At 31.0% G+C, this 25,738-nt stretch carries 22 protein-coding genes and 1 pseudogene; 6 read left to right on the top strand and 17 right to left on the bottom strand.

Annotation, left to right across the window (positions count from 1 at the left end; all coding sequences use genetic code 11):
* Positions 1 to 113 precede the first annotated feature (113 nt).
* From RH82_RS01910 to lptB, 4 genes are all read left to right on the top strand, one after another.
* Positions 114 to 1,079 carry a KpsF/GutQ family sugar-phosphate isomerase gene (locus RH82_RS01910; protein ID WP_034057579.1) on the top strand — a complete coding sequence of 322 codons (966 nt, stop codon included), beginning with the start codon at positions 114 to 116 and terminating at the stop codon, positions 1,077 to 1,079.
* Positions 1,079 to 1,912: a twin-arginine translocase subunit TatC gene (gene tatC / locus RH82_RS01905; protein WP_034057577.1), complete on the top strand. Its 834-nt coding sequence runs from the start codon at positions 1,079 to 1,081 to the stop codon at positions 1,910 to 1,912. Before RH82_RS01910 ends, tatC begins: the two co-directional genes overlap by 1 nt.
* On the top strand, positions 1,896 to 2,243 hold the full coding sequence (locus RH82_RS01900; RefSeq protein ID WP_034057576.1) for a carboxymuconolactone decarboxylase family protein: 348 nt from the start codon (positions 1,896 to 1,898) through the stop codon (positions 2,241 to 2,243). Before tatC ends, RH82_RS01900 begins: the two co-directional genes overlap by 17 nt.
* Before the next feature lie 154 nt (positions 2,244 to 2,397).
* A complete protein-coding gene (gene lptB / locus RH82_RS01895) occupies positions 2,398 to 3,138 on the top strand; it encodes an LPS export ABC transporter ATP-binding protein (RefSeq protein ID WP_034057575.1) in 741 nt (246 codons plus the stop codon).
* Between the two features lie 232 nt (positions 3,139 to 3,370).
* Here the strand turns inward: lptB and RH82_RS01890 are convergent, their stop codons facing one another.
* From RH82_RS01890 to RH82_RS01880, 3 genes are all read right to left on the bottom strand, one after another.
* Positions 3,371 to 3,967 (bottom strand): LURP-one-related/scramblase family protein, encoded by a 597-nt coding sequence (locus RH82_RS01890; RefSeq protein ID WP_034057573.1) that lies wholly within the window; start codon positions 3,965 to 3,967, stop codon positions 3,371 to 3,373.
* Between the two features lie 112 nt (positions 3,968 to 4,079).
* Positions 4,080 to 4,886 carry a TerC family protein gene (locus RH82_RS01885; protein ID WP_034057572.1) on the bottom strand — a complete coding sequence of 269 codons (807 nt, stop codon included), beginning with the start codon at positions 4,884 to 4,886 and terminating at the stop codon, positions 4,080 to 4,082.
* Positions 4,886 to 5,638, bottom strand: coding sequence for a CDP-alcohol phosphatidyltransferase family protein (locus tag RH82_RS01880; protein WP_034057570.1), 753 nt, complete (start codon positions 5,636 to 5,638; stop codon positions 4,886 to 4,888). The genes RH82_RS01885 and RH82_RS01880 overlap by 1 nt, the downstream gene beginning before the upstream one ends.
* 148 nt (positions 5,639 to 5,786) lie before the next feature.
* Between RH82_RS01880 and RH82_RS01875 the strand changes: the two genes are divergently transcribed.
* Both RH82_RS01875 and RH82_RS01870 read left to right on the top strand, forming a co-directional pair.
* Complete coding sequence (locus RH82_RS01875; RefSeq protein WP_034057568.1) at positions 5,787 to 6,851, top strand: putative type IX sorting system protein PorV2; 1,065 nt, start codon at positions 5,787 to 5,789, stop codon at positions 6,849 to 6,851.
* 13 nt (positions 6,852 to 6,864) lie between these two features.
* Positions 6,865 to 8,028 carry a lipoprotein N-acyltransferase Lnb domain-containing protein gene (locus RH82_RS01870; RefSeq protein WP_034057566.1) on the top strand — a complete coding sequence of 388 codons (1,164 nt, stop codon included), beginning with the start codon at positions 6,865 to 6,867 and terminating at the stop codon, positions 8,026 to 8,028.
* Between the two features lie 138 nt (positions 8,029 to 8,166).
* Here the strand turns inward: RH82_RS01870 and RH82_RS01865 are convergent, their stop codons facing one another.
* From RH82_RS01865 to RH82_RS01800, 14 genes and pseudogenes are all read right to left on the bottom strand, one after another.
* Positions 8,167 to 9,561: a sugar transferase gene (locus RH82_RS01865; RefSeq protein WP_034057565.1), complete on the bottom strand. Its 1,395-nt coding sequence runs from the start codon at positions 9,559 to 9,561 to the stop codon at positions 8,167 to 8,169.
* Between the two features lie 54 nt (positions 9,562 to 9,615).
* A complete protein-coding gene (locus tag RH82_RS01860) occupies positions 9,616 to 10,626 on the bottom strand; it encodes a glycosyltransferase family 4 protein (RefSeq protein WP_034057564.1) in 1,011 nt (336 codons plus the stop codon).
* A complete protein-coding gene (locus RH82_RS01855) occupies positions 10,623 to 12,209 on the bottom strand; it encodes a hypothetical protein (protein WP_034057562.1) in 1,587 nt (528 codons plus the stop codon). The genes RH82_RS01860 and RH82_RS01855 overlap by 4 nt, the downstream gene beginning before the upstream one ends.
* The gene (locus RH82_RS01850; RefSeq protein ID WP_034057560.1) at positions 12,210 to 13,148 is read right to left on the bottom strand and encodes a glycosyltransferase family 2 protein; all 939 of its coding nucleotides are present in this window, start codon (positions 13,146 to 13,148) and stop codon (positions 12,210 to 12,212) included.
* Entirely contained in the window at positions 13,132 to 14,469 is a 1,338-nt protein-coding gene (locus RH82_RS01845; protein ID WP_034057559.1) for an O-antigen ligase family protein, read from the bottom strand. The genes RH82_RS01850 and RH82_RS01845 overlap by 17 nt, the downstream gene beginning before the upstream one ends.
* Positions 14,470 to 15,545 (bottom strand): annotated as a pseudogene (locus RH82_RS01840) (glycosyltransferase).
* On the bottom strand, positions 15,546 to 16,664 hold the full coding sequence (locus RH82_RS01835) for a glycosyltransferase family 4 protein (RefSeq protein ID WP_034057558.1): 1,119 nt from the start codon (positions 16,662 to 16,664) through the stop codon (positions 15,546 to 15,548).
* Positions 16,665 to 16,671: 7 nt separating this feature from the next.
* Complete coding sequence (locus RH82_RS01830) at positions 16,672 to 17,682, bottom strand: hypothetical protein (RefSeq protein WP_034057556.1); 1,011 nt, start codon at positions 17,680 to 17,682, stop codon at positions 16,672 to 16,674.
* Positions 17,683 to 17,700: 18 nt separating this feature from the next.
* Positions 17,701 to 19,455 carry an FkbM family methyltransferase gene (locus RH82_RS19060; protein WP_081979156.1) on the bottom strand — a complete coding sequence of 585 codons (1,755 nt, stop codon included), beginning with the start codon at positions 19,453 to 19,455 and terminating at the stop codon, positions 17,701 to 17,703.
* 1 nt (position 19,456) lies between these two features.
* Entirely contained in the window at positions 19,457 to 20,989 is a 1,533-nt protein-coding gene (locus RH82_RS01820; RefSeq protein WP_034057553.1) for a glycosyltransferase family 2 protein, read from the bottom strand.
* Entirely contained in the window at positions 20,970 to 22,130 is a 1,161-nt protein-coding gene (locus RH82_RS01815; RefSeq protein ID WP_034057552.1) for a glycosyltransferase family 4 protein, read from the bottom strand. Before RH82_RS01815 ends, RH82_RS01820 begins: the two co-directional genes overlap by 20 nt.
* Positions 22,131 to 22,721: 591 nt before the next feature.
* Positions 22,722 to 23,519 (bottom strand): sulfotransferase, encoded by a 798-nt coding sequence (locus RH82_RS01810; RefSeq protein ID WP_034057551.1) that lies wholly within the window; start codon positions 23,517 to 23,519, stop codon positions 22,722 to 22,724.
* A complete protein-coding gene (locus tag RH82_RS01805) occupies positions 23,516 to 24,910 on the bottom strand; it encodes a glycosyltransferase family protein (RefSeq protein WP_034057721.1) in 1,395 nt (464 codons plus the stop codon). Before RH82_RS01805 ends, RH82_RS01810 begins: the two co-directional genes overlap by 4 nt.
* On the bottom strand, positions 24,903 to 25,721 hold the full coding sequence (locus RH82_RS01800; protein WP_241147984.1) for a polysaccharide pyruvyl transferase family protein: 819 nt from the start codon (positions 25,719 to 25,721) through the stop codon (positions 24,903 to 24,905). The genes RH82_RS01805 and RH82_RS01800 overlap by 8 nt, the downstream gene beginning before the upstream one ends.
* Between the last annotated feature and the right edge of the window lie 17 nt (positions 25,722 to 25,738).

Genomic DNA, 25,738 nt, shown 5'->3' with positions numbered 1-25,738 from the left:
TTTTCGCTAAATTTGTCAAGATTATTAACAATCACGTAAACGTAGTTTTTTTACGCAACTTTTAAAGATAACAAAATCTTTTCAATTGCTACCTAATCTTAAAATGATAAATTTTGAACACTAAGGATTCTATACTAAAAATCGCCAAAGAAACGATAGCATTGGAGAGTGCTTCTATAAGTAATTTAGCGACTTTAATTGATTCAGACTTTGCTGAAGCTGTGCAACTTATATACAAATCTAAAGGCAGAGTTATTATCACTGGCATAGGTAAAAGTGCTATAATTTGTTCTAAAATTGTGGCTACAATGAATTCTACAGGAACTCCTGCTGTTTTTATGCATGCTGCAGATGCTATTCATGGTGATTTAGGATTAATGTTAGAAAATGATGTTGTAATCTGTATTTCTAAAAGCGGAAATACACCAGAAATAAAAGTATTAGTCCCGTTAATAAAAAATGCAAAAAATAAAATGATTGCTATAACTGGCAATAAAGATTCATTTTTAGGAACGCAAGCAGATTATGTTTTAAATGCGTTTGTAGCAAAAGAAGCGTGTCCAAATAATTTAGCACCAACAACAAGTACAACTGCTCAATTGGTTATTGGTGATGCACTCGCTGTTTGTTTATTAAAAATTCGCGGATTTTCGAGTACAGATTTTGCAAAATACCATCCAGGTGGCGCTTTGGGCAAAAAATTATATTTACGTGTTCAAGATTTATCTTCGGTTAATAATAAACCTCAAGTACAAACTGATACTGATGTAAAGAAAGTAATTATAGAAATTTCGGAAAGCTTGCTTGGTGTTACTGCTGTTGTAGAAAACAATAAAGTTATTGGTATTATTACCGATGGTGATTTAAGACGTATGCTTACTAAAGTAGACAATTTCTCTGGTTTAACTGCTAAAGATATTATGAGCAGCAAACCTAAAACAATTAATGAGGATGCAATGGCTGTAGATGCCATGGAACTTATGGAAAACCACGGTATTTCTCAATTATTAGTAGAAAAAAATGGTGATTATGCAGGTGTTGTACATATTCACGATTTAATAAAAGAAGGTATTATATAATGGCGAAAAATAATGTAAATGAGATGTCTTTTTTAGATCATCTTGAAGATTTAAGATGGCATTTAATTAGGATATTTACTGCAATAGTAATCTGTGGTTTTGTCGCTTTCTTATTTAAGGATTTTATTTTTCATATTATTTTTGCACCAACAAAAATGGGTTTCCCCACCTATAAAACATTGTGTCAGGTGTCACAGTTTTTCGGATTTAACGATTCTACTTTTTGTTCTGATGAGTTCCCTTTTATTATACAAAGTCGAAAATTCGCAAGTCAGTTTTCTGCACATATTTGGACCTCATTTTACGCGGGCTTTATTATTTCTTTCCCCTATGTATTATATCAGCTGTGGAAATTTATTAGTCCCGGAATGAAAACAAATGAAAGAAAACATTCTAGAGGCTTTATTATTATATCTTCAATATTATTTTTCATAGGCGTTCTTTTTGGATATTATATCATTAGCCCTTTATCAATTAACTTTTTAGGAACGTACCAAGTAAGCGATCAAGTAGATAATCAGTTTGATTTAGATAATTATGTGGGACTAATAAGAGCTTCCGTTATTGCTAGTGGTATTATCTTTGAGCTTCCAATAATTATATACTTCTTAACAAAGGTTGGATTAGTAACACCTGAATTCCTAAAGAAATACAGGAAATTTGCCCTTGTAATTGTGCTTGTTTTTTCAGCAATTATAACACCTCCAGATATTGCAAGTCAGATTATTGTTGCAATACCAATACTTATATTATATCAGGTTAGTATTTTTATATCTAAAATGGTAGTTAAAAATCAGAAAAAGAAACAAAAAAAAGATGTCAAAGTTAGTTAAAGAATTCAACGATTATCGTTCGAAAATGAATGATAAAATATTAGCAGATAATAATAAAGTAATAAAACGCATCTTTAATTTAGATACTAATGCATTTGCAGAAGGCGCATTAGATGTTGCTACTAAAGAACTCTTGGGTTTAGTTGCTTCAACAGTTTTACGTTGTGACGATTGCGTAAAGTATCATTTAGAATCGTGTTATAAAGCAGGTGTCTCTAAAGAAAAAGTAATCGAAACACTTAGTATTGCAACTTTAGTTGGTGGTACTATTGTCATTCCACATTTAAGAAAAGCATATGAATATTGGGATGAATTGGAAAATCAAAGTTAAAATTTAGCTAAACCGAATTCAGATTATAGTAAGTTTAGTATTTTTATAAACTATATTATTTGTCTATTAAAAGAGCATGTTAAAATCTCTCTACCTAAGAGCATGATTAATAGCGAACAGCATGTGAACTTAAAGAAATTAGAAATATAAGCACATGAAATTAAAAGCCGAACATTTAATGAAGTCCTACAGCGGACGAAAAGTTGTAAAAGATGTTTCTCTAGAAGTAAACACAGGAGAAATTGTTGGATTACTTGGACCAAATGGTGCAGGAAAAACAACCTCTTTTTATATGATTGTTGGTTTAATAAAACCTAATGGCGGAAACATATTTCTAGAAGGTACTAACATTACTAAATACCCAATGTACAAGCGTGCTCAAAATGGTATTGGATACTTGGCACAGGAAGCTTCTGTTTTTAGAAAATTAAGTATTGAAGACAATATTTTAAGTGTTTTACAATTAACAAAACTGAGTAAAAAAGAGCAATTACATAAAATGGAATCGCTTATTGAAGAATTTAGTTTAGGTCATATTAGAAAAAGCCGTGGCGATTTATTGTCTGGTGGAGAACGTAGAAGAACAGAAATTGCAAGGGCTTTAGCTACCGATCCTAGTTTTATTCTTCTAGACGAACCTTTTGCTGGTGTAGATCCTGTTGCTGTAGAAGATATTCAGCGTATTATTGCACGATTAGCAAAAAAAGATATTGGAATTCTTATTACAGACCACAACGTACAAGAAACATTAGCAATTACAGATAGAACGTACCTTATGTTTGAAGGTGGCATACTTAAAGCCGGTGAACCTGAAGAACTTGCTGCAGATGAAATGGTTCGTAAAGTGTATTTAGGTCAGAACTTCGAATTGCGTAAAACAAAGATTGATTTTTAAAAACTAAGGTCGCTAAGCGACGTTTGGCGTTTTCTTTTTGGTTGTTTTTATTCTGTTGGATTTACTTTTGGAGCGTTGCATATCTTTGAAGTTTACTCCTTTTTTTGTCACCAATTACACAAATTCAAACTAATTCTTATGTAAAGACTTACTTGGTGGGAGTTCCATAAAATAGCGAATAACACTTATTAGTTTGCTTCACTACATTATATTCTAATTGAAGTTCAAGTTATTAACCTCTTCTTCTCTCCAATAAAACCATCATCATTAAACTTAGCATAATGCGATCGTCGTCGTCATTATCTATTGGCTTAACAAGTTCTACTGTGAATTCTTTTCCGAAGAAAGAAGGCTCTTTTTTCAACTTTACAATAATCTCATCTCTTACGTTTGTGACATTATAAGTAGGATGAAGCAAGTAACCTGTGAAAAAACCAAGAATTGGAATTTCGCCAAGCAATGAATCGAAAACTTTTACCCAAGGATTATTTTCTTTGATATGGTATTGTAATTTCTCGTGTTGGTCTATAATTTGATAATTGGCTTTCCATATTGAAGCCCATCCTTTTCTTACTATTTTACCTATATTTTTTCCTTGCGCATCTTTAAAGGCATATGCCGCAGAAAAATCTAACCATTGGTTTGCTGCAATGGTATAATCTATTTTAGTTTTATTCTCGTCACTATAAATCGTTATAGCCTCTTTAAGCTTAAACATTTTTTGTTTAACGTAAGCAACTGTAATTCCATTAGTATTTTTAGCAGTAAAGTCATTAGAAAATGTGCCAATATTAAAACTAAAATGCAATGGGAATTTTAAATCTTTCATAGTATTACTTATATATAATTCTTTTTCTGAGGAAAAGATAGTGTTGTATGATTATTATTGTTTTTAGATATTTAAAAACAACTACATTTTAAGCTTCAATTTCAACTTAAAACTATTCAGTTTTACTACTATTTTCTCTAAATAGCTTCTTTTGGTAGCGCCCTTGCACAACATCAACAACCACAAGAATAGCGATTACAAAATAGAACGTTGTTTTACTCATTGGTACAATTTCTTCTCCAAAGAGTTTTATATGAGCTAAATGTCCGCCTTCAGTGACCAACATAATGCCAACAATAAATAGAATAAACAGTCCTAGAACTTCGTACATTCTGTTTTTAGCAAGAAAGACTGAAATTTTATCTGCCATTAATAGCATTAATAATCCACTAGCGACAATAGCAATTGCCATAACAATAAAGGCCGTTGTAGAATTTTCAATTTCACTGGTTAAACCAATGGCTGCTAAAATAGAATCGAAAGAAAACACCAAATTCATAATCACAATACTTGTAATTACTGCATTTTCAGACTTTGTTCGTTTACCATTACCTTCAATATCATGGTTTAAATTATCTTGTCCTATCATGTGCCATATTTCTTTAATAGCAGTATAAATAATAAAAGCACCTCCAATTAATACTATAATACTATGTCCATTAAAAGCGAACTTTACAACGTTTTCTATGCCTCCCGTAAGCCAAGAAAAAGGTTCTTGAAAAAAATCAATAATGCTTACTAAAACAAACAGCAAAACGATTCTTAATACTATGGCTATTAAAATACCCTTTTTACGTACACCTTTCTGTGCAGCTACCGGTGCTTTTTTAGATTCTAAAGAAATGTATAACAAGTTATCGAAACCTAAAACTGCCTGTAAAGCAACTAGCATTAATAGTGTGAAAATAATTTCTAACATTAGTTTTGGTTATTTTGAATTATAGACAGGATAATATAAAGTAATATAATTACCGGAATGGCTGCAAAATGGAGCACAATCAACAAGACCAAACTTAGAAGGATAAAAATATAACGCATTGCATTATTTTTAAAACTATAGTCTTTAAATTTTAATGCGAATAATCTTATTCTTGAATTCAATAAATAGCAACTTAAAAGGCTTAGACCAATTAAAAACCATTTGTTTAAAATAATAGCATTAATAGCATCATTGTGCTGAAATTCCATAATTAATGGCAGCGACATAATAAGCAAGGTATTTGCAGGTGTTGGCAAACCTTTAAAATAGGATTGTTGGTCTTCATCTAAATTAAACGTGGCTAATCTATAAGCTGAAGCCAAAGTAACAAACAATCCAATAATTGGTGCTAGAGTCAATGTAAATCCCGACCAATGCATGGTTTCAGTCCATTCGTTAGAGGCTACCATTGGAGGAGCATCTACGGCAATTGCAATTAATCTATAAAGTACAATTCCTGGTACTAAACCACTAGTAACCATATCTGCGAGAGAATCTAATTGCAAACCTAATTCACTTTGTACGTTTAATTTTCGCGCTAAAAGGCCATCGAAAAAATCGAAAAATATACCTAAAAAAACAAAAAACGCAGCAGTAACAAACTGATTATTAACTGCGAATAGCACAGCAATACTCCCACTTAATAGATTAAGCAGTGTAACAAAATTTGGTATGAATTTTTTAATTTGCATTGGTTAATTTTTTATGTAAAAATAATAAAGTATTTCATTTAAACGATAACATTAAAATTAAAAAAAGGACTGAACACAATATACTAATTCATTTGAAGTTTAATATAAAAAGAAAAATTATTACCATCTTTGTAAAAAAAAATCGCTCTTGAGACTAAAATTAACACTTGCGCTAACTATAGTGTCATTATCACTATTTGGTCAGACAAAATATTCTAACGAATTCATGAACATTGGTGTAGATGCTGCCGCTCTAGGAATGAGTAATGCTGTATCTGCAACTAGTAGCGATGTTAATTCAGGTTATTGGAATCCTGCAGGACTGGTTAATGTTGAAGATAAACAGCTTGCGCTTATGCATTCTAGTTATTTTGCGAACATTGCTAATTATGATTATGCTGCATTTGCAATGCCATTAGATGATAGAAGTGCTATTGGAATTTCATTAATACGTTTTGCCGTTGACGATATTTTAGACACTACACAACTTATAGACGATCAAGGAAACGTTAATTACGATCGTATTAGCCTATTCTCGACCGCAGATTATGGCTTTACTTTTTCTTACGCCAGGAGATTACCTGTTCAAGGCTTAAACTATGGTATAAACGCAAAAATTATTCGACGCGTTATTGGTGATTTCGCAAATTCTTGGGGCTTTGGATTAGATGCTGGAATACAATTTGAAAGCCAAAACAATTGGAAATTTGGAATAATGGCTCGTGATATTACAACGACTTTTAATTCTTGGAGTTATGATGAAGATGCCTTTGCAAGAGTACAAGGCGCAATAGAAGGACAGAATCAAGAATTGCCTGAAGCTTCGGAAATTACAATCCCAAAATTACAAATAGGTATATCTAAAAGTTACGTTTTTCATTATGATTATAGTTTAAAAGCTGAATTTGATTTAAATGTACGTTTCGAGCAGAATAACGATGTTATTTCAACTTCTTTTGCGAGTGTAAATCCAGCTTTAGGCTTTGAGTTTGGTTATATTAATATGATTTATCTGAGAACTGGTGTTGGTAATTTTCAAAATGAATTACAGATCGATAATTCTGAAAGCTTAAGTTTTCAGCCTAGTTTTGGTATTGGATTTAAATACAAAGGTATTCAGGTAGATTATGCATTCACAGATATTGGAGACCAAAGTGCCGCCTTATATTCTAATGTTTTTTCTTTAAAATTAGACTTTAGTGCTTTTAGATAACATCGCGTTTTATATGAAACAAATTCTATTTACTGTTCTCCTCTTTTCATTCTTTATTTCATTTTCTCAAGTGCCTCAGCTCACTGAAGATACAGAGATCAGTATTATTACAATAGGACCAGGAAACTTATTGAACGATAGTTTTGGGCATAATGGATTTAGAGTCAAAAACGAGTCTATTGATGCTATTTACGACTATGGAAGATACCCTTATAATGATCCTAATTTCTATACCAATTTTGCTAAAGGTAAATTAAAGTATTTAATGGGAGCTGCTAATACTAGTACTGTAGTTGCCTTATACAAGGAGCAAAACAGAACAATTAAAGAGCAGGTTCTTAATTTAAACCAAGACCAAAAAGAAGCACTTTTAAATTACTTAGCCAATAATTACAAACCAGAAAACAGACCCTATCTTTATGATTTTTTCTTCGATAACTGTGCAACTAAAATGCGTGATGTTACAGAGACTGTTTTAAAAAGTAATATTGAATATAAAACACCTGAAATTTATAAAGAAGAATCGTTTAGAGACCTTATTCAAAATAATTTATATTGGAATTCTTGGGGTAGTTTTGGTATTGATATAGCTTTAGGTTCTGTAATCGATAGAACTGCAAGTCCAAGAGAATATATGTTTCTACCAGAAAATATATTTTATTTTTTTGAAGCGGCTTCCTTTAAAGATTCAAAAAAATCATTGGTAAAAGAAACAAAAGTAATTTACACTCAAGAAGGGCAGTTTAGTAGAGGCTCTTTTTTTACAAGCCCTATTTTTATACTGTCAATTTTAAGCTTATGTATTTTATTCATTACTTATAAAGATCATAAAAATAGTAAACGCACGAAGTGGTTAGATGTTATACTTTTTGCGATAACAGGCATTATTGGCATATTCTTACTATTACTTTGGTTTGCTACAGACCATACTGCAACAGCACATAATTACAATTTACTTTGGGCTTGCCCAATTAGCATTATTGCCTTGTTTCAAGTTACTAAAAACACTCCTAAACGTTGGTTTATTGGTTACTTAAAGCTACTTGTTATTATGATGTGTCTTATGACTTTGCATTGGGTAATTGGCGTTCAGGTGTATGCTTATGGACTTATTCCCTTGCTCCTTGCCTTGGTAGTACGCTATTTATATTTGATTACCTTTTTTACTCGAAAATAAAATAATTGGTAACCTACTTTTAGCTAGAACTGATTACTCAAAAAATAAATTCTAACTCTCATATAAGAAAAGAAATTGTTTTGTGATAACTCGTGGCTTTTAACACTGTATATTCTTTCGTTTTAGAACAACTAAAAACTACTGTCCTCTAAAGAAAATAACAGTACTCAAGGTCTTTACAATAATATTAAAATCAAGTAAAAAACTACGGTGCTTAATGTAGAATAAATCGTATTGCAACTTCTCTAAGCTATCATTTACACTTGAGCCGTAACGTGCATTAACTTGAGCCCAACCAGTTAAACCCGGTTTTATAATATGCCTGGTATGATAGAACGGAATAATTTGAGCTAATTCGTTTACAAATATTGGGCGTTCTGGTCTTGGCCCAATAATACTCATTTCTCCTTTAAGTATGTTTAGTAACTGAGGCAACTCATCTAACCTTGTGGTTCTTAAAAAACGTCCAAAAGTTGTTACTCTAGTATCATTCTTTTTCGCCCAAACTGCACCACCAGCTTCGGCATTTGTAACCATACTTCTAAATTTGTAAATTTTGAAAGGCTTTCCATTTTCTCCAACACGTTCTTGAGAATATAATAAAGGGCCTCTATTACCAATGGCATTTCCTATCACAATAAATGGTAAAACTAACAGCGAACATATAATTCCTAGTAGAGATAACAACACATCAAAAATACGTCTGTATGCTAGATAGAGTTTATTTTTATTGTTTCGACTAAATGGAAAATACTTATAAAAATCTTTTCCAATAAACTGAACAGGTACTTTATAAGACATTTCTTCATAAACTTGAGTATACTCTCTTATTGGGTATCCTCTTTCTAAAAGCCGTATTAAATCCACATAAATACTAGGTGAAATAGTTTCAGAATTATAACTAGCGACCAAAATTTCAGAAATATTCTCTTTAACTATAATCTCATAAATTTGATCTGCACTATATTCTTTTATGCCCTTATATTTTATAGCGTCTTCTCTTTCAGTTTCACAATTAACAAAACCAATTATTTCATAATTAGGATCTGCTGCTTTAAAAGCTTTAACAATAGCTTCAATACTTGAAATCTCCCCTACTAATAACGCCTTTTTATAAAACCTTGGCGAATCTATAAAAGTAACATAAGCTAGTCTCCAAATTAATAATGGCATTAACACCGCTAAATAGAAGTAAAGAATTTGAATTCGATTTTCTGGTAATATCGGTGTGTAAAATGGAGTTAAAAGAAACACCAAAACGGTTACAGAAGTGGTAAGGACAATAGCACTTGAAACCAACTCTATTTTACTAGATTTTTTTAGATCGTAGAGTTCAAAAACGGTGCCAAAACCCATAATATATATAGCTAAAACAACTAACCAACTCCAATTTGTCTCATCTATTATAAAATAATCGAATTCTGAAAAATGACTCAACCCGCATAAGGCAAGACCAACAACTAAGAGATCGAAGAATCTTAATAAGATCTTTCTTTCTGATAATTCAAAATGAATACTAGATTGCTTTGCCATTAATTATTTTATGGTTTGCTGTAAAGATAAAAAGTAAAAGGAGGATTCCAAGACTTATGTTAAAATTAGCTTCCATTTTACCTTAACCACCTGCCAACTGTACTGTTCTACTTTTTTTCTAGCTTCAATTGTTAACTTTTCTACTTTTTGGTGATTAGCCATAAAAGCAACAATTTCTGAAACAAATGCATCCACACTATTAGGAGCTACTAGTACGCCATCTATTTCATTTTCTATTAAAAAAGGCAGCCCACCAACATTTGTAGATATTACTGGCAAACCTAAAGCCATAGCTTCAATAACACTTACTGGCATATTATCGAAATTAGTGGTATTTATAAAAATATTATGATCAAAAGATCGCTTAATCCATTCTTTTTTTGATAATTTACCTGTAAAATTAACAACTATATTTAAAGACTCTGCATAGGCCTTTGTATCCTCTAGGCTCCCATCATTATCTGGGCCAACCATAGTTAAGCTAGCTTTGATTCCCCTATTTTGAATTGCCTTTAAAATAGCAACCGCTAATCTTGGATTGTATAATTTCGAAAACGAACGTACCCATAGTAACTTTACATCTTCAATAGTTCGCTGTTTAAAGCTATAATTATCTAAATCTATTGCGTTAGGAATAATAGTAATATTTTTATAACCTAAACTAATAAAATTTGATTGTATATACTCTGAAGGTGCTACATTAACGAGTGCATTATTAAAAATAGACTTACATAATTTTGGATTCTTTTTAAGTCGGTTTGGCAAATCTCCTCCATGCAAAATGGGAATAAACTTAAGCTTAAGAAAACGACATAATTGGCTACACAGGTAAGCATAATAAAAATTTTGTGTACTATACGTATCAATTAAAACATAGTCTGCCCAATTTTTGTTTTTAACTATAGACAGCAACATATCAAACAATCGCAGAAGCTTATTTTTTTTGTTGGATACTGCTTTTACAGTGTAACCTTCAGCTGTTAACGCTTTACTTAACGTATCTATTGTCGTTGCTGTTTTTCCCTTAGATGACAACTTATTCCCTATGTAGAGCAGGTTTCTCATTGTAGCAAATACAATTTAAAATTACCTTCAACATGGATAACCTCTAGTTGGAACTGTTTTTTTGAAACGATATAATTAACGCCAAAACTTCTTAATACAGCAGTTTTCTCCTCTATTGAAGGCGCATGACTTAGTCTTGATTGGTCTTTTTTCCATTGAATAAATTGCGAAGGATTACCTTCAATAATCATTGATGCACCTTTAGAATCTAATATTACAGAACGTTTAGAGGCTCCTCTATAATAATGTCCGCCATAAATAACAGCATCTTGGTTTGTATTTTCCAATATGTATTGCCCCATTCTATCTACACTCAATTCTTTTACTGGATTTATGCTTCCAAAACTTAAATTATTTGGTAACACAGATCTCGCAATATCGTCTCCCGCAAAAGGAATAGCATTGAATGTAGGTAATTTACAAACCAATAGCATTATAAAATATATTGAAAATAATGTAGGTAAAAAATAATTGCCTTTAATTTTAGTATTGACATACTGAAGACTATAGGCCATAGCAAAAAACGAAGGAATGATAGCTACTTTTTGTGCACGAATAAGTTGAAATGCTATTCTTAAATTTAAACCTAAAACTGTATTAACAAAATGCTCTACATAAACACTTATAGAGGGTAAAAATATTAATATGGCCGTTAGGATAATAATAGTTTTGGCACACTTAAAATGAAGTTTACTGTCTCTTGAAATTATTAAATAGACTAAAATTGGCACGGCATAAAAAAGGGTTTTAAAATGCAACCAATCTTGTAGATATAATAGTGGTTCAGTAAAAAATGCAGGAATCCTAGCATTAAAAGCTTCTGTAAAAGCACTCATATCATAAGTTACAGTGCTAGACGTTTTCCCAAAATACGTTACTATAAACGGCAGCATTCCTAAGGCTAAAGCACAAAACAGGAACAGTATGTTTCTAGCAGTTGCACGGTTTTTCATTTTAAAAATAAAAACCAGTAACACTAAGAAAACTAAATACAACAGAATACCGCCTAATCCAGTAATGGGATGGAAATTAAATATTAACCCGATTAAAAAAGCAGAGAACAGCAGGCCTTTCCAACTTTTATTTAACACTAAAAAGGGAATAGGAAAAAAGACAATATAAACGGTTCTTGGCATTATGGACCAAAGCTCTGCAATGCCCCAAATTTCTAATCCAGGCAACCAAACAATACCTCTAATTAAAAAAGAAACCAATACGGCGATCCAAAAATCGGGGACAAACCTATATATTAAATAAAACCACAAAATACCAAATAAGAGGTGGCAAAAAGCACTTATTACGTTTAATGCTTGCACATAATCTGCATTCGTAAATTTAGCTACAAACCGCAACGATTGCACAAAAAATGGCGTGTAATATTTTACGTTATTAATATCGTCAAGATATAAATCGTTTTTAAACAATTCGGGATTATCAAATTTTTGAGCAACAGGAATAATATTTTGAAGATCGCCAGACAAACTACTATAATTTGCTTTTAAATTCCCAAAATAGAATCCTAAAGCAATACAAAGATGTATTCCAAAAATGATAAAAAAACGGTTGGTTTTAGATGCTAACATTTATTCGGCTTTTGGTGCTTTAGTAATATCGTAATGTACCGCTTGTAATAGTAATTGAAAACCAATAATAATCGTTAAAGTAACCAACATAATAGTTCCAGTAGGCGCAAACATTGCACGGCTAGAATAAAACCACCAGTTGTAAATGCCATAAATTAAACCAAATAAAAACAAAGGCGTTCCTAACAAGATATAAATGGAAGAGATATTAAAATCATATACAAAATACGTTCTAAACAGTCTATTTATGAAAGTTTTTATCAGTCTTGGAAAAAACACAAATGGCATTTTCCAAACACTCATACTCGATTTTTCATCACCATAAATGGCAGGCATTGGTACATCTTTTATTACAGCATCTTGGAAATATAATTGAGAAATCAATGAGGTTTCAAAATAGTAGCGATTAGAAATTTCATTAAAATCTAAGCGTTTAAGTGTTTCAATTTTAACAGCAAAAAAACCATTAGTTGGATCAAAATTATTCCAATATCCAGTAGCGGCTTTAGTAAGAAAAGACAATCCTAGATTACCAATTTTTCTAACGAAGGGCATTTTTTTTAGTGCTTTAAGATCTCTAAATCTATTTCCTTTTGCATAGCTAGCCTTACCATTTAACAAAGGTGTAATAAGTTCTTCTATATATGCAGTGTCCATTTGGTCGTCTGCATCTACCTTTATCACAATATCCATTTTATCCTCTATGGCTTTTGCAAAGCCTGTTTTTGTTGCGCCACCAACACCAAGGTTTTTTCCATGCTTTAGACACACTACATTAGAGAATGCAGACACAGCTTCTTCTGGAAGCACTTCTGGACTGCAATCATCAATAATGTAAACTATTGTCACCAAATCTGGTAACTTCTTTAAAACGTTTACAATGTGCTTAGCAGCGTTGTAGTAAGGTATTACAACTGCTATTTTATTTTCGTTTTTCATTAATAAAATAATATCGAGGAACAATGAGTAAAACAGTAACTAGTATAAAATAGCCCAATATAGTAAATACAGAACGGTAAAGATACAAATGCTCTCCAAAATAAAGCGTAACGAGCATCGCAATTACGAGACCATTAAGCACTAATTTTAGAGAACTTGCGTTTCCAAATTTAAGATAGAAAAAAGAAAACAACCATTTTAAATATAAGTATAAACCTAATAAACCCACTTCATTTATTAAACTTAAATAAATGTTGTGAGCAGAAAAACCAATCAGAAGTCTATTATTTACACCTATTCCAAAAGGAATGACGTAAGGATTACTCGCAATATAATCTAAATACAAAAGTACTATTCTATTTCTACCAGCACCTAAATCATCATAAAGCTCCTCTACATCTACATTTAAACTCGCTGGATTAAAAGCATCTGGATTACTTATTTTATTAAGTACTCGATTTTCAAAAGTAGTCGTTATCGTCTCTATAATCTCCAAATTTAAAAAAAACCCAACAATTAAAGCAAGTGATAAGACTAAGGACAAAGCTATAAATTTTCTAGTTTTCATTACAAAAATATAGCAGAGAAAAATAATTAATGCTAAATAAGTTGTTCTCGAACCCGATATTCCAATGACTGCTAAGCTGGATAGCATACATCCAATAACGAGGATCTTGTTTACCTTTAATTGACTTTGCATAAATAAACCAACAGCATACACAAAGGACATAAACATGGTCATGCCTAAGCATATTTTATTGGGCCCTAATGCCCCAGAAATAAATCCTGCATAAGTTTCTTTATAAACATCATTCCAAAGAAAAGGAACAACACCAGCATGCTGTAAAAATATTAAAATAGCTTCAGCCATTGATAATATCAAAACAAGATGAGCAACTAATCTATAACGGCTTTTATCTCTTAAATACATAGCCATTAAAACACCCGTATAAAAGAAAACAAGCATATGATAGTAATATAAGAGTGTTTTTATAAACCAGAATGGCTTACCCATAAAAAAACTAAAAAGCGCTGTAAAAGCTAAGGTTAGTGCGCACCACATTACAAAACTGTTCATTGTATTTAAATATGATTTGGAGCGTATAAAAAACAAAACTACAGGCTTATTAGCATAAACAATGTAAAGGATTAATAAACCAGTGATATCGAATAATCGAAGTTCATTATTTCCCTGTACACTATACTTAATTACTGGCAAATTGTAGAAATAAGACATAACCATTAAAAACAAAGCAACTTTCACATACAAAGGCTTAAATAATAACCCTATACGCTCATTTAAATAATCGGTTTTTGTCATTTAGCTTAGAATACGTTTATAATCTTGAACTAGTATTTTGGATATGGCTTCACCTGAAAAATTAGTTAAAACATGAGATTTCAAATTTACACCTTTGGTTTTAGCTTTTTCTTTAGCGCTAATATAATTTATTAAAGCTTGAGATAAAGCCATTGTGCTTTCTGAAGGAATTAATTGCCCTAAAGTTTCATTAGCAATGACTACATTACAATTACCGACATCTGTTGCTATTGTTGGCAAGCTAGCCAACCCATATTCTAGCAAAGCAATAGGTAACCCTTCTGATTTTGAAGAAAGCACAGCAATATTACTTTGATTTAATATGTTTGTAATATCTGGTTTACTTCCATAAAAAAAACATGTTTTTGCAACTTCAGTTTTTTTAAATATTGTTGAATAGCCTCAGAATACTCATCTTTAAAGTCTTTACCAACAGAATGCAAGCTCCACTCAGGAAACTGTTTTATAACTTCAGAAAAAGCCTTAAGCAAAGTGAAATGATCTTTTTGCTCACGTAAATTTGCCAAATGAATAATGCGTTTATTATGCATTCCTTTTAATATTGTTTTAGCTTTGTTTTCGTTTACTACAGCAAAATTCGGCAAATAACTAACAACTTTACTCTTTAATTTTAGATTAGACCAATCCTTTAACTCTTGATTTACACTATAAATTTTAGAAAAACATGGTGAACATACCTTTAACATTTTATACGGCCGTTTCTCTAAAAACTCACTATCACCATAATGATCATGCCAGACAATTTTGACGGTTCCATTTAACATTTTAATAATTGTTGCAATAAAAAAAGAAGTAGAATGCGCATGAATAACATCAATTCTATTGTTCTTAACAAATTTATTTAATTTTTTAATGGCCTTAATATCTATGGTTTTCTTTTTATTTAAAAACAGATAATTAACTTGAGTGTTTATACTATCTTTTAATAAACCTTCCTCACGTGTTACACATAAATAAGATATTTCTACTTTAGATACTAAAGCATTTGCTATGTTTACAGCTACGCGCTCTGCTCCTCCGGTTTGTAAAGAATCTATTAATTGTAAAACTCTCATTTATCTATTTAATAGTTTAATAATTTCATTTTCGAATAAATCCAAAGTATACTGTTGAGACCATTTCAAAGCAGCTTCAGATTTAGACCGCAAATGTTCATTGTTCCCCAAACCTTTCATTAATTCTATTATTGCATCTTCTAAATTAGGAGTCATTAGAATGCCCCTTTTACCATAATCTAGCATATAAGGCACACATGAAATTTCAGTGACTACAGGTATACAACCAAAAAACATAGCTTCTGCAATGGCTTTTGGCCAGCCTTCAGATTTAGAAGGTAATATTGAAAAATGCGCCGTTTTTAAAGCTTCTTTCACAACTTCCTTGGTTTGATTTCCGTTAATATTTATTATTCTTTCTAGATTTTTTTTAGAGATATACTGGATTAATTCATCTCTTAAAACACCATCTCCAAACACCTCTAAACTCACATCAAAACCTTTTTGCTTCAGAGCTTCAATAATTTGAATAGCTAATAATGGGCGTTTACCAACAACTAGGCTACCTACAAAAACAAATTTCAAAAGTGTGTTATAATCACGTTTTTCAATAGTTTCAATTTCCGAATTTCTATAGGTGGCAGTAAAAAACGGTTTAATATTCTTCGATTGGTTCTCCCAATCGCCATATACCAGAACTTGCATGTTTTTAGTTAATAGAGTATTACTCAATATCCATTTTTGAAGACGATAACTTAAGGGTTGTCTCGCTTTTGGATCCCAATTACCTGCATATTTTGCTGTTTTAATTTTGTTCGGAAAAAAAACCTGTATAAAGCAACCTAATAAACCCATGTTTCCAGGACAACGCAAATGAATATGATCTGCTTTTGCACAAGACCTAAAAAGTTTAAAGATGATTAGAGGAAGTTTTATTATTGATTTTAAAAGATGTAAAACGGAAGTAAACTGAATAGCCGTAACGACACTATACTCAACATTTTCATGCTTATAAGCGATTTCAATTGAATTGGGTTTTCCTGCAACTTCAGGAGCAATCACCTCTACTTCATCTACGTGCTTTAACCACAGATTCATTTCACGAACGTAAGGTGCGTAAGAAAACAAATTCGATTGTTCTAATTTGTGTGCCGCGTGAGATATTATAAGAAAACGCATAATTGTATCATTTAACAGTATCCGAATTTATAATCGTTATTATTCTTTCAAAATAATTTTTTGGGTGTAAATATTTATTACTCCAATCTAAATTATTTTTTCCAACTTCTAAATACTTCTTATTCTTTAATAAATTTTCTACTCTTTCAGGAATATCCTCATATGCTGATCGAGAAGATAGTTTTTCATAATTCACTCCTTCAATAAAATGATCTAATGTTACATTAATAGGTGTTGTAATTACAGCTTTACCAAAAAGAAGGTACTCACCTATTTTCCAACCTGGTGTATCCTTTAGTCCATCGTCAGCAACTCCAATATTAAATCCTTTCAAATTTTTTAAATAATTCTTTTTTTTGGAATGGGTATTATCTAATAAAATATCTGGTGCTAGTTCTTGAGATAATTTATCTGAAAATAACCCAACAGAAACATTCTCAAAATTATTTTTTAAAATTCTACAAGCATTTATTCTAAAATCATTCTGTAATCTTCTTCTATACTTTTCTTCTTCATTTGGATGGTTCTCTGCATTCCACAATCTTGTATGAAATATTATATTACCACCATGGTCATTCACTTCTAATGGTAGTTTTCGCGAATCTATAATCCCATGAGCAGAATTTGTTAATAGTGCGTATTTATCTAAAGCTCTAAATATTTCCATTCTATTAGGCTTAAATCTAAAGAAATCACGATTTAAATTAAGCAAAAAAGAATGACTCTTATAACTAATTAAAAGATTAAAATTTAAAGTATGTACGTTCGCTTTAACATCTTCTTCTTTTAAAGATCTTTTAAAATAATAATCGTAACTATTTGTTGAGTCCAAAAACAAAACATCATCTGAATAATCAAAAAATGCTGATTTATTCTCTATAAACAACACTGCTCCATTGTGTCTCACATTTTTATTAAAAACAAGATTAAAGGCTGTTTTTGTACTTTTACAATAGTAAAAATAGGAGTATAACAACTGATTTAAATGATGGGTCCAAGTCGATATTTCTAATTTCATAAAAAATTCATTCCTTTATTAGTTCATATAAAATATTAGATTTTCATCTTTTCTGATCATCCTAAAATCATATTTTGTTATTGCTTTAAAAAAGGATTTAGAAGCACCTTTTTTAAGTCCATCATGTAATTCTATTATTAAAACTTTTGTTATACTTAGCCAATTTTCAAAATCTTTTTCAAACAATTCTTTCTCAGAGCCCTCAATATCTATCTTTAAAATGTCTATCTGTTTAATATTAAATTCAATCATAATATCATTTATAGAAATTGCGGAAATTGTATTTTCATTTTCAAAGTCTACTTCGGTAACGGTAAAGCCCCAATGCCCAAGATTATCATCTTCTATACTCAAGTTTGTGGATTTATTCCAGATCCCGTTATGAAGACAATGAATATTCGTGTAAAATTTTGTGTTTTTTTTTAACATATCAAAATTTGATTTTTCAGGTTCAATAGCTATAATTTGCGCATCTGGAAACTTGTTTTTAAAAAACACCGTTGAAAGCCCAATATTTGCTCCACAGTCTATAATTACTTTAGGCGAATTGTCTATGCCAATATTATAACTTTTTGACAAAAACATTTGATAAAACACACCAATATCTGAAGTGTTATTTCTGAGAAATATTGGTGCCTTATATTTAGGAAGTAAAATTTTAAAGCTATTGTTTTTTCTGATATATCTCTTAAATAGCAACATACCACCCTGAAAACCTAAAGTTTTAAAATGTAGGACTACTTTATGTGGTAAATTTAATATTTGTGTATAATTCATTTTATTTTTTTTTTGAGGCTTATTTAATAGTAAAGATAACCATCCTACAACTCTACCCAAACTTTCGGATAACGCTTCTTTTCTTTTATTACTAGTTATCACATTTATAAAGCGAACACTCGTTAATAAAAGAGCAGTGGCATGCCATTTAAATTGTGATTTTAAAGTGGGATTTGGATACTTAACTCTCCAAACATACCACCCATTTCTTATCACCATTTTACCATAGTTATACTGGTTTGGTCTACCGGAACCATCATGATAATGACATAACTGTGCACTAGTATTTATATAAAGTTTTCCTGTTTTTGCTAAACGGATGGAAAAATCGGCATCCTCGTACAAACCATAACCCTCAAAATAAGACGAAAAACTTAGAGTTTTAAAGATTGATGCTTTATATGATGAAACACCTCCCATAAGCTGTTCAACTTCATAAATCTTACCTGAAGGTGGCAAAAAGCCTATGGAGCGTCCATGCGAAAAAGTAGGCAAAAATCCAGGAGCAGTATCTGGTTCTAAACAAAACTTTTTACGCATTCTAAAACGAGAAGGCTCTTTACGTTGCCAACCATCAAAATAAAATTTTGAAATCAAGTTCTCTTCTTTAGCAGTTTCCCATTGTACTTCATTTGTTATATAACCACCAACTGCCAAGGCTTCTGGATAAGTCACATAGGTTGCCATTAAAGTTGCGAAGTATTTTGAATCTAAAACAGTATCATCATCTAAAAAACAAATAATATCAGAAGCTATATTCGCTTTACTTATTCCAAAATTACGTTGTTTTGTTAGACCGCGATGAACGTCATCCACTTTAAAATATTTTAAGTTATTAAAGCTGTTTTTAATTAAAACACTTTCAGTTTTAGTATCTGTGGAGCCATCTATAATTAAAATTTCATTTGGATATAAGGCCTGCTTATTCACAGAGTTTAGCAGTGTTAACAATGGCTGAGAACGCATGTAGGTACAAATAATTAGAGAGAAATTCATTTTAATTATTTAAACTTTTTAATTGTTCAGCCCAGTAGATACTGAGTTTCCAATTCTTTTTAAATTGTCTATAGTATTTATAAGGATTCTTAATCGCTTGATTTTTATAATATTTAAAAAACAAAGTGATTTTATAGCTTCTTAGCTGCTGTACTGTTTGATGCTTTAACTTAAAAAACATTACCGTAGGAGACGGTTTTGGTTTTTGAACTTGTTTTTCCCATTGTCTAATATAAGGTTTTCTAAAACCTCCTATTGGCGCTTTCAAATGTTTTAACCGTATCAAAGGTGCGTAAATAACATCTATTCCCTTGTTTCTCAATTGCATTCCAAAATCACTATCTTCGCCAAATCCATGCTCAAAAGCCATGTCGAAATTCACGTTTTTTATAGCCTTCACTTCTACAATACTACAACCAGAGCCAAAAGAGAGCCATTGGATAGGCACTTTAACTTTTTCAATATCGTTTTCACGAAGACAACTAAGTGTGATGGCTTTATGCGAATATTCTTTTATAAACTTTAAAGAAGATTTTATTGTGTTTTCATCAAACCTAATATCATCGTCTGCTAGAAAAACATAATCTGAAGTCACCAAATTTAAACCTATGTTTCTTGCATTACAAGCTCCTGTTTGAGGAATCAATTTATGTACTATTTTAAATGGCCAGTCTTTTGTATTTAGATACTCTAATTCCGTTTTTATACTCTCACTATCATCTTGTTCGATAATAATGACCTCTTTAGGCTTTAACGTTTGGTTGGCTAAGTCTTTCAAGACATCCTGCAAGTACTTTGCTCTTCCAAGCGTTGGAATAAGCACAGACAATGTAACATCAGCATTAAGACTCGGTTTATTTGTATTATACGATATATTATTTGCTAACCTTTTTTGGTTATAAAACAAGCTTTTTACTAATGAAAGAAGTGCAACTTTCTTTTCGAAAATTAATAAATTAATAAATAACAAAAGCACCCATTTTGCCTTAAAATGTTCTTTAACAAATTGAAACAATTCTGATGTAGACGCCTTATTTCCTATAGCGTTAGTGTTATTACCAATTACAATATCGGGAGAAAAGTAACAAAATAACCCATTAGTTATTCCTAATTTAGCTATGCTATTTAAAGTATAATTAAAACTGTTTTTAAAGTTTATTTGCTCTCGAAACACTAGCAATACCTCACCATAAATTGCTCCACAATCGCTGTGCATTAACCAAGTAGGAAACTTAACTTTTTTGTTGATATTAATAAAAGGAGTATCTTCAACATAGCCAATAGCATCTCCAAAATAAGTAGAATTACTATTGGAAATCATACTGTTATTTGAATTAAAATGGGACTTTACAACCATAGTATCAATGCAACCTTTATACGCCAGGTGGCTCCATACAATAATACGATTAGGGAATTTTGATGCTAGAGAAAACAACACCTTTGTTGGTTCTTGGTCCAAAAACGTTATCAAAGTATTAGTAACACTGTCGACGACCTCTACAACTCTATTGTTTTTATGAAAAAGTATGAGCATCTATAATTTTTTTATAAAAATCTATATTTTTATTGGCTTGCTTTTCTATATTGAAAGTACGTTCTACTTTTACTCTTGCAGCTTCTCCAATTGTTGCACACAAAGTTGTATTGTTTAAAAGCATACCAATTTTTTCAGCATATAAATTGATATTTGTTGGATGTACTAAAAAACCATTTTCACCATCATCAATTAATTCTTGCGCCCAGCCAATACAAGTATTAACCACAGGTTTTTGTAATGCCATAGACTCTATAGTTACCATACCTAAAGTTTCTGCAAAGGATGGAAATGCGCAAACATGTGCTTTTTCTATTTGTGTTTTCACCTCAGTATAAGGTATTTTTCCTAAATAGCTTACATTAGACTTTGCACTTTTAGAAAACACCCCTTCCATTAGTTTATAAGTAGAGAGACTTCCTGATTTAATATCCGGTGCATCTCCTCCTATTAAAACCAATTTTGCTTCTGGATTTGTGTCTATTACTTTATTAAAAATGGCCGCTAATTCTAAAACGCCTTTTTTTCTTATAATGGTACCAATATAAAGAATCGTGTTTGCTTCAAATTGGTCTGGTGCTTTGTTTACAAAATGATCTAATTGTAATCCATAATGAATAGTTTTTATTTTTTTATGATCTAGACAAAAAATTTTCTGTGTTTCCAAACCAGCAAAAGTTGTCGGTGCTATAAATGCTGAAGCGCTTTTTAATGCTTTTTTCTCAAACATAAAATTCTTAAATTTTTGTTTTCTATTATCTAGTTTACAAAAATAAGCATCACTACCATGAAACCTAATGACTAAAGGCACTTTAAATTTCATAAATGCAGTAATTCCAGTCCAATCTGGAGCTTCTAAAATAGCTATATCCTGATTTTCTACGACTGCATTTATATCGTTCTGAAGATGTTTTCTATACAAATACCAACCCAAAAACCGATATGATTTCTTCTGTATTAAATGAACGGTTACGCCTTGGTCAACAAAAATAGTAGTTTCATCTTGATGGTATACAAATACTGTTACTCTAACTCCTTTTTCAACTAATGCAATTGCTAAGTTTTTTATACTCGTTGCAATACCTGCAGCATGTACAACTTTAGGGTGTGGATATTCTGATGTTATTAAACCTATGTGCATTACCTATATTTTAATGTGTTTAAAGACTAGTTTCCAAACTATTATCCCGTCCGTTTACAAAAATTTATATTCAAGTATACCACTTTAAAAGTAGTCCTACACTGTTTGATAAAATCGTAAACCAATTCGTATTTTCTTTCTAAATCATGACACTCGAAAATCATAGCCGAGAAAGCCTCTTTATTATTCAATATTTTTTATTAAAGCTCATACCTACTAACTCAAATTTTCAATATATAAAAATCAAAAACAGATTACTCTTTATTACTAGTTGCAGAATCTGACATTTTTGTATTTACCAATAATATTTTAAGATTAGGATTAAAACGGAACGCAACATACCAAAAATCTATGTATAAATAAATGCCAAAACTAAACAGTGCAACAATAATAATTTTTTTTTTAGATTTTCAAGTATCAAATAATAGCTACTATTATCTAAACTTCCATATCTAAAGACCTCAACGTCTACAATTAGAGAATCACTATTCAATATCTGGTAATAATCGATTGTAGATTCTTTTATTTAGTTACTATCTAAACCCTTACATTAAAATGAGGTCTTTCTTTTATTTACTATAGTTACAAACCCTAATAACCCAATTTGCTTTTTAATTCTTTAGCTCCTAATGCAATTCCCGTTCTTATTAAAAATGAATTTTTCTTTCTATTAATTGGGTTAAAACCTTTCGTTATTTCTTTTGATTCCCATATGCCTTTTGCTCCAGTTTCTTCAAAAAAAGAAGAGTTAATGACTTTAATACTGCTTAGTTCTTCTATAATTTGTTCTATACTTTTTGGAGTATTAAATTTCTTTTTTAAAGCTTCTAAAACCGTTATATTTTGTTTTACGAGATCCTCATATTTAACAACATAAAACTTACTGAAATCGGGTAAATCTTTTATAATTTGCATGCTGACTTTTCGACAGAAATAATATGGATAAACCCCTAACACTTTCCCTATTTTCTTTATCCAGTACTTATGTCCCATTTTATTAAGATTCATTGCCTTAAAAAGGGAGTTAAAAGTATCTATGGGGTCTCTTAAAAGCAAAATATGAATGTCATCAGGAAAAACTTCTGGTATATGTTTAACACCTTCAAAAGACGTGTTTTTTATCAATATATAGTTACTTTCTGAATGTTTTATAATATTTGATCTTATGTCATTAAGTATTATGGTATCAAAAAAATCTCTGTCAGATTTAAAATGAATGGAATTGTACAACTCTTTATATCCTTTTAAAAAGTTCGACAACCTAGTCTCGCTTCTAGCATGTGCCAAAACCTCATGATCAGTGAATACCTTTAATGCTTCAGAAGCAAAATTATGCCCCGTTCTTGGACTATAAGAATTGGAAAAAATTATTGTTTGTTTTTGACTCATTTTAAAATAGATTTTATGCTTTCCCAAATATATTCAGAAGCTTTATTTGGTTCTTTTCCTGCAATAGTTTCGAACCATTGTAAACCTGGAGAGACATTAGATGTTTTCCCATCTAAAATAGACTTCACAAGACCTTCTAAATCTTTTTTATCTTCACAGAATACAGCTGCTTCTTTGCTTGGCATAGATCTAAAATGCACGTACTCATAATTCTGTCCTATATCTCTAATGCCTTTTTTAAGTTGTGGTTGCTCGTAATTATAATAAATACAGGATTTTTTATGTGCTACAAAATCGAATACGGTTGAAGAACACACATTGGTTACAAAGGCGCTATGCTCGCAAACATTATACAATAATTTAAAATCTTCCTTTGCTGGCAATACATGATTCCATTGCCCTCCAACAGGTTTCCATATTGGATCTATAACTTCAATAATATCTATATTTGCTTCAATTACAGCCTTGTATCTGTTTGTAAAATCGACTGGACACTTACGGTATATAATTGCAAGATTTTCGCCTTTAGCATTTAAACTTCGCACTACATTTGATAAATCTTCAAGATAGTATTGGTCTAATGGTGATGTGGTTTCATCGTCTCCAGAATAACAAATGTATCTTTTATTAATGTCTAAGTTATAGTCTCTAAAAAAGGCTTCACGAGACTGTTTTAAAGCATCATCAAAATGTGGTTCAAACTGTGGTGTTCCGGTAACTATAACTTGATTCTCTTTTACAAAAGGATAATATTTTAAAACTTCGGCCTTCATTAAATTACTCCACACAAAATAGTAATCGGTTTCGACGACTTGCATGGCTTTAGGTACATTGTCCCAAGAATAGACAAAAGCAACAGTAGGAATCCCTAAATCTTTAGCAGCAAGCATTGCACTTATAGATTGTGTCGCACGTTGTGTAGTGCAAAAAACGAGGTCTGGTTTATGTTCTTCTAATTGTGCTTTACAGTATTTATATTTTGAAGTAGAACGCTCTAAAGCATTTATTTTATTACGAAGCTTAACTATTCCTTTTTCTGAAGAATAAAAACCAATAAGCCACTTTGTATACAGTGTTTTAAAAGTGTTTTTTAGGCCTTTATAACTAAAAGGAAACTTATATGTAGGGTACACGTCGTCCTTAAACTTATCTCGAGACACATTTAATTCTGCACGTTTTCTTGCTCTTGTATACATTGGTAATAATTTGTGAGCCGTGTGATCTTCAATCTTAACTTCTTTAAATCCCAGATTATCTTTTAATGAAAAAATAGTATTATTCCAATAGGTAATATCAAAACCCATTTGCTCACCAATAGATTTAAAATTGGTAAACGCGAAGTTTCTTAAACCTACACCATCTGGAAAAAAAACGAATACTTTTTTAGCCATTTTCAATTTCATTTTTAAATGGACAGATACGCATTAACCCATCGCACAATGCATCTATTATTTCTGGTTTTGGCACACTAGGTTTTTCGCTTAGCAGTGCTTTTAAATCTTCAATAGTACTCTTTTTATTTAAAACAGAAGAACTATAAGGTTTTAAATCTATAGACTCAAAGTAATCTTGATATTTAATATCATCTCCAAAAACATCGTTTGAAAACTTCTGCCAAACAGCAGGAATACCATAAGCATGGGCTACAATAATACCATGTAAAGAAGACGATACAATGGCTTCGCATTGTAAAAACTGATTTGTTGTTTCTTCAATATCGTTAGTCAATAAATCGATAATTAAAACACCATCATCATTCCCAAACTTTTCGGAAATGAAACTAAAATCTTTATAATGTGGAACAATGCCTAAAGCATATTTTTTTTTAATTTCAGGTTTATAAAACCTAGGCAATAATAATGCAGGATCGCCATAAATTTCCGGCACATTAAATCCTTGACTTAAAAGATGCGCTCTCGTTTGTGGACCACGAACGGCTAAAAATTTAGCCTCCTTTATTTTATAGTCTTTAGAAATAATACCAGAACCCCAAACAATACAATTCGTGGTTACTTGCGTTAATATACTTCCGATAGTAACATAAATAGGATTAAAAAAATTGGCAATTGAAAATTTTGAAGGATTAGCCCAAACCACCTTTTTATCAGAGATTTTTTCAACTAAATACAAACCCAAAAGGTCACCATAATTCTCTTTGGTTTTACCTTGAAGTTTTTTTTCATTCCACCAAAATAACCTCATGGTTTGGCTTGAAAACA

The sequence above is a fragment of the Lacinutrix jangbogonensis genome (assembly GCF_000797445.1).
GTDB classification, from domain to species: Bacteria; Bacteroidota; Bacteroidia; order Flavobacteriales; family Flavobacteriaceae; genus Lacinutrix; species Lacinutrix jangbogonensis.
Note: the sequence above shows the minus strand (reverse complement) of the source record. Positions and strands in the feature narration are given on the sequence as shown.

Bases quoted from the DNA above. Each gene is read 5' to 3' on its own strand.
- RH82_RS01810 (WP_034057551.1), bottom strand. From the start codon at position 23,519: ATGAGTCAAAAACAAACAATAATTTTTTCCAATTCTTATAGTCCAAGA.
- RH82_RS01900 (WP_034057576.1), top strand. From the start codon at position 1,896: ATGTCAAAGTTAGTTAAAGAATTCAACGATTATCGTTCGAAAATGAAT.
- RH82_RS01805 (WP_034057721.1), bottom strand. From the start codon at position 24,910: ATGGCTAAAAAAGTATTCGTTTTTTTTCCAGATGGTGTAGGTTTAAGA.
- RH82_RS01815 (WP_034057552.1), bottom strand. From the start codon at position 22,130: ATGCACATAGGTTTAATAACATCAGAATATCCACACCCTAAAGTTGTA.
- RH82_RS01800 (WP_241147984.1), bottom strand. From the start codon at position 25,721: ATGAGGTTATTTTGGTGGAATGAAAAAAAACTTCAAGGTAAAACCAAA.
- RH82_RS01870 (WP_034057566.1), top strand. From the start codon at position 6,865: ATGAAACAAATTCTATTTACTGTTCTCCTCTTTTCATTCTTTATTTCA.
- RH82_RS19060 (WP_081979156.1), bottom strand. From the start codon at position 19,455: ATGAATTTCTCTCTAATTATTTGTACCTACATGCGTTCTCAGCCATTG.
- RH82_RS01850 (WP_034057560.1), bottom strand. From the start codon at position 13,148: ATGAAAAACGAAAATAAAATAGCAGTTGTAATACCTTACTACAACGCT.
- RH82_RS01885 (WP_034057572.1), bottom strand. From the start codon at position 4,886: ATGTTAGAAATTATTTTCACACTATTAATGCTAGTTGCTTTACAGGCA.
- RH82_RS01855 (WP_034057562.1), bottom strand. From the start codon at position 12,209: ATGTTAGCATCTAAAACCAACCGTTTTTTTATCATTTTTGGAATACAT.
- lptB (WP_034057575.1), top strand. From the start codon at position 2,398: ATGAAATTAAAAGCCGAACATTTAATGAAGTCCTACAGCGGACGAAAA.
- RH82_RS01865 (WP_034057565.1), bottom strand. From the start codon at position 9,561: ATGGCAAAGCAATCTAGTATTCATTTTGAATTATCAGAAAGAAAGATC.
- RH82_RS01860 (WP_034057564.1), bottom strand. From the start codon at position 10,626: ATGAGAAACCTGCTCTACATAGGGAATAAGTTGTCATCTAAGGGAAAA.
- RH82_RS01845 (WP_034057559.1), bottom strand. From the start codon at position 14,469: ATGACAAAAACCGATTATTTAAATGAGCGTATAGGGTTATTATTTAAG.
- RH82_RS01820 (WP_034057553.1), bottom strand. From the start codon at position 20,989: ATGCTCATACTTTTTCATAAAAACAATAGAGTTGTAGAGGTCGTCGAC.
- RH82_RS01830 (WP_034057556.1), bottom strand. From the start codon at position 17,682: ATGAAATTAGAAATATCGACTTGGACCCATCATTTAAATCAGTTGTTA.
- RH82_RS01880 (WP_034057570.1), bottom strand. From the start codon at position 5,638: ATGCAAATTAAAAAATTCATACCAAATTTTGTTACACTGCTTAATCTA.
- RH82_RS01890 (WP_034057573.1), bottom strand. From the start codon at position 3,967: ATGAAAGATTTAAAATTCCCATTGCATTTTAGTTTTAATATTGGCACA.
- RH82_RS01835 (WP_034057558.1), bottom strand. From the start codon at position 16,664: ATGCGTTTTCTTATAATATCTCACGCGGCACACAAATTAGAACAATCG.
- tatC (WP_034057577.1), top strand. From the start codon at position 1,079: ATGGCGAAAAATAATGTAAATGAGATGTCTTTTTTAGATCATCTTGAA.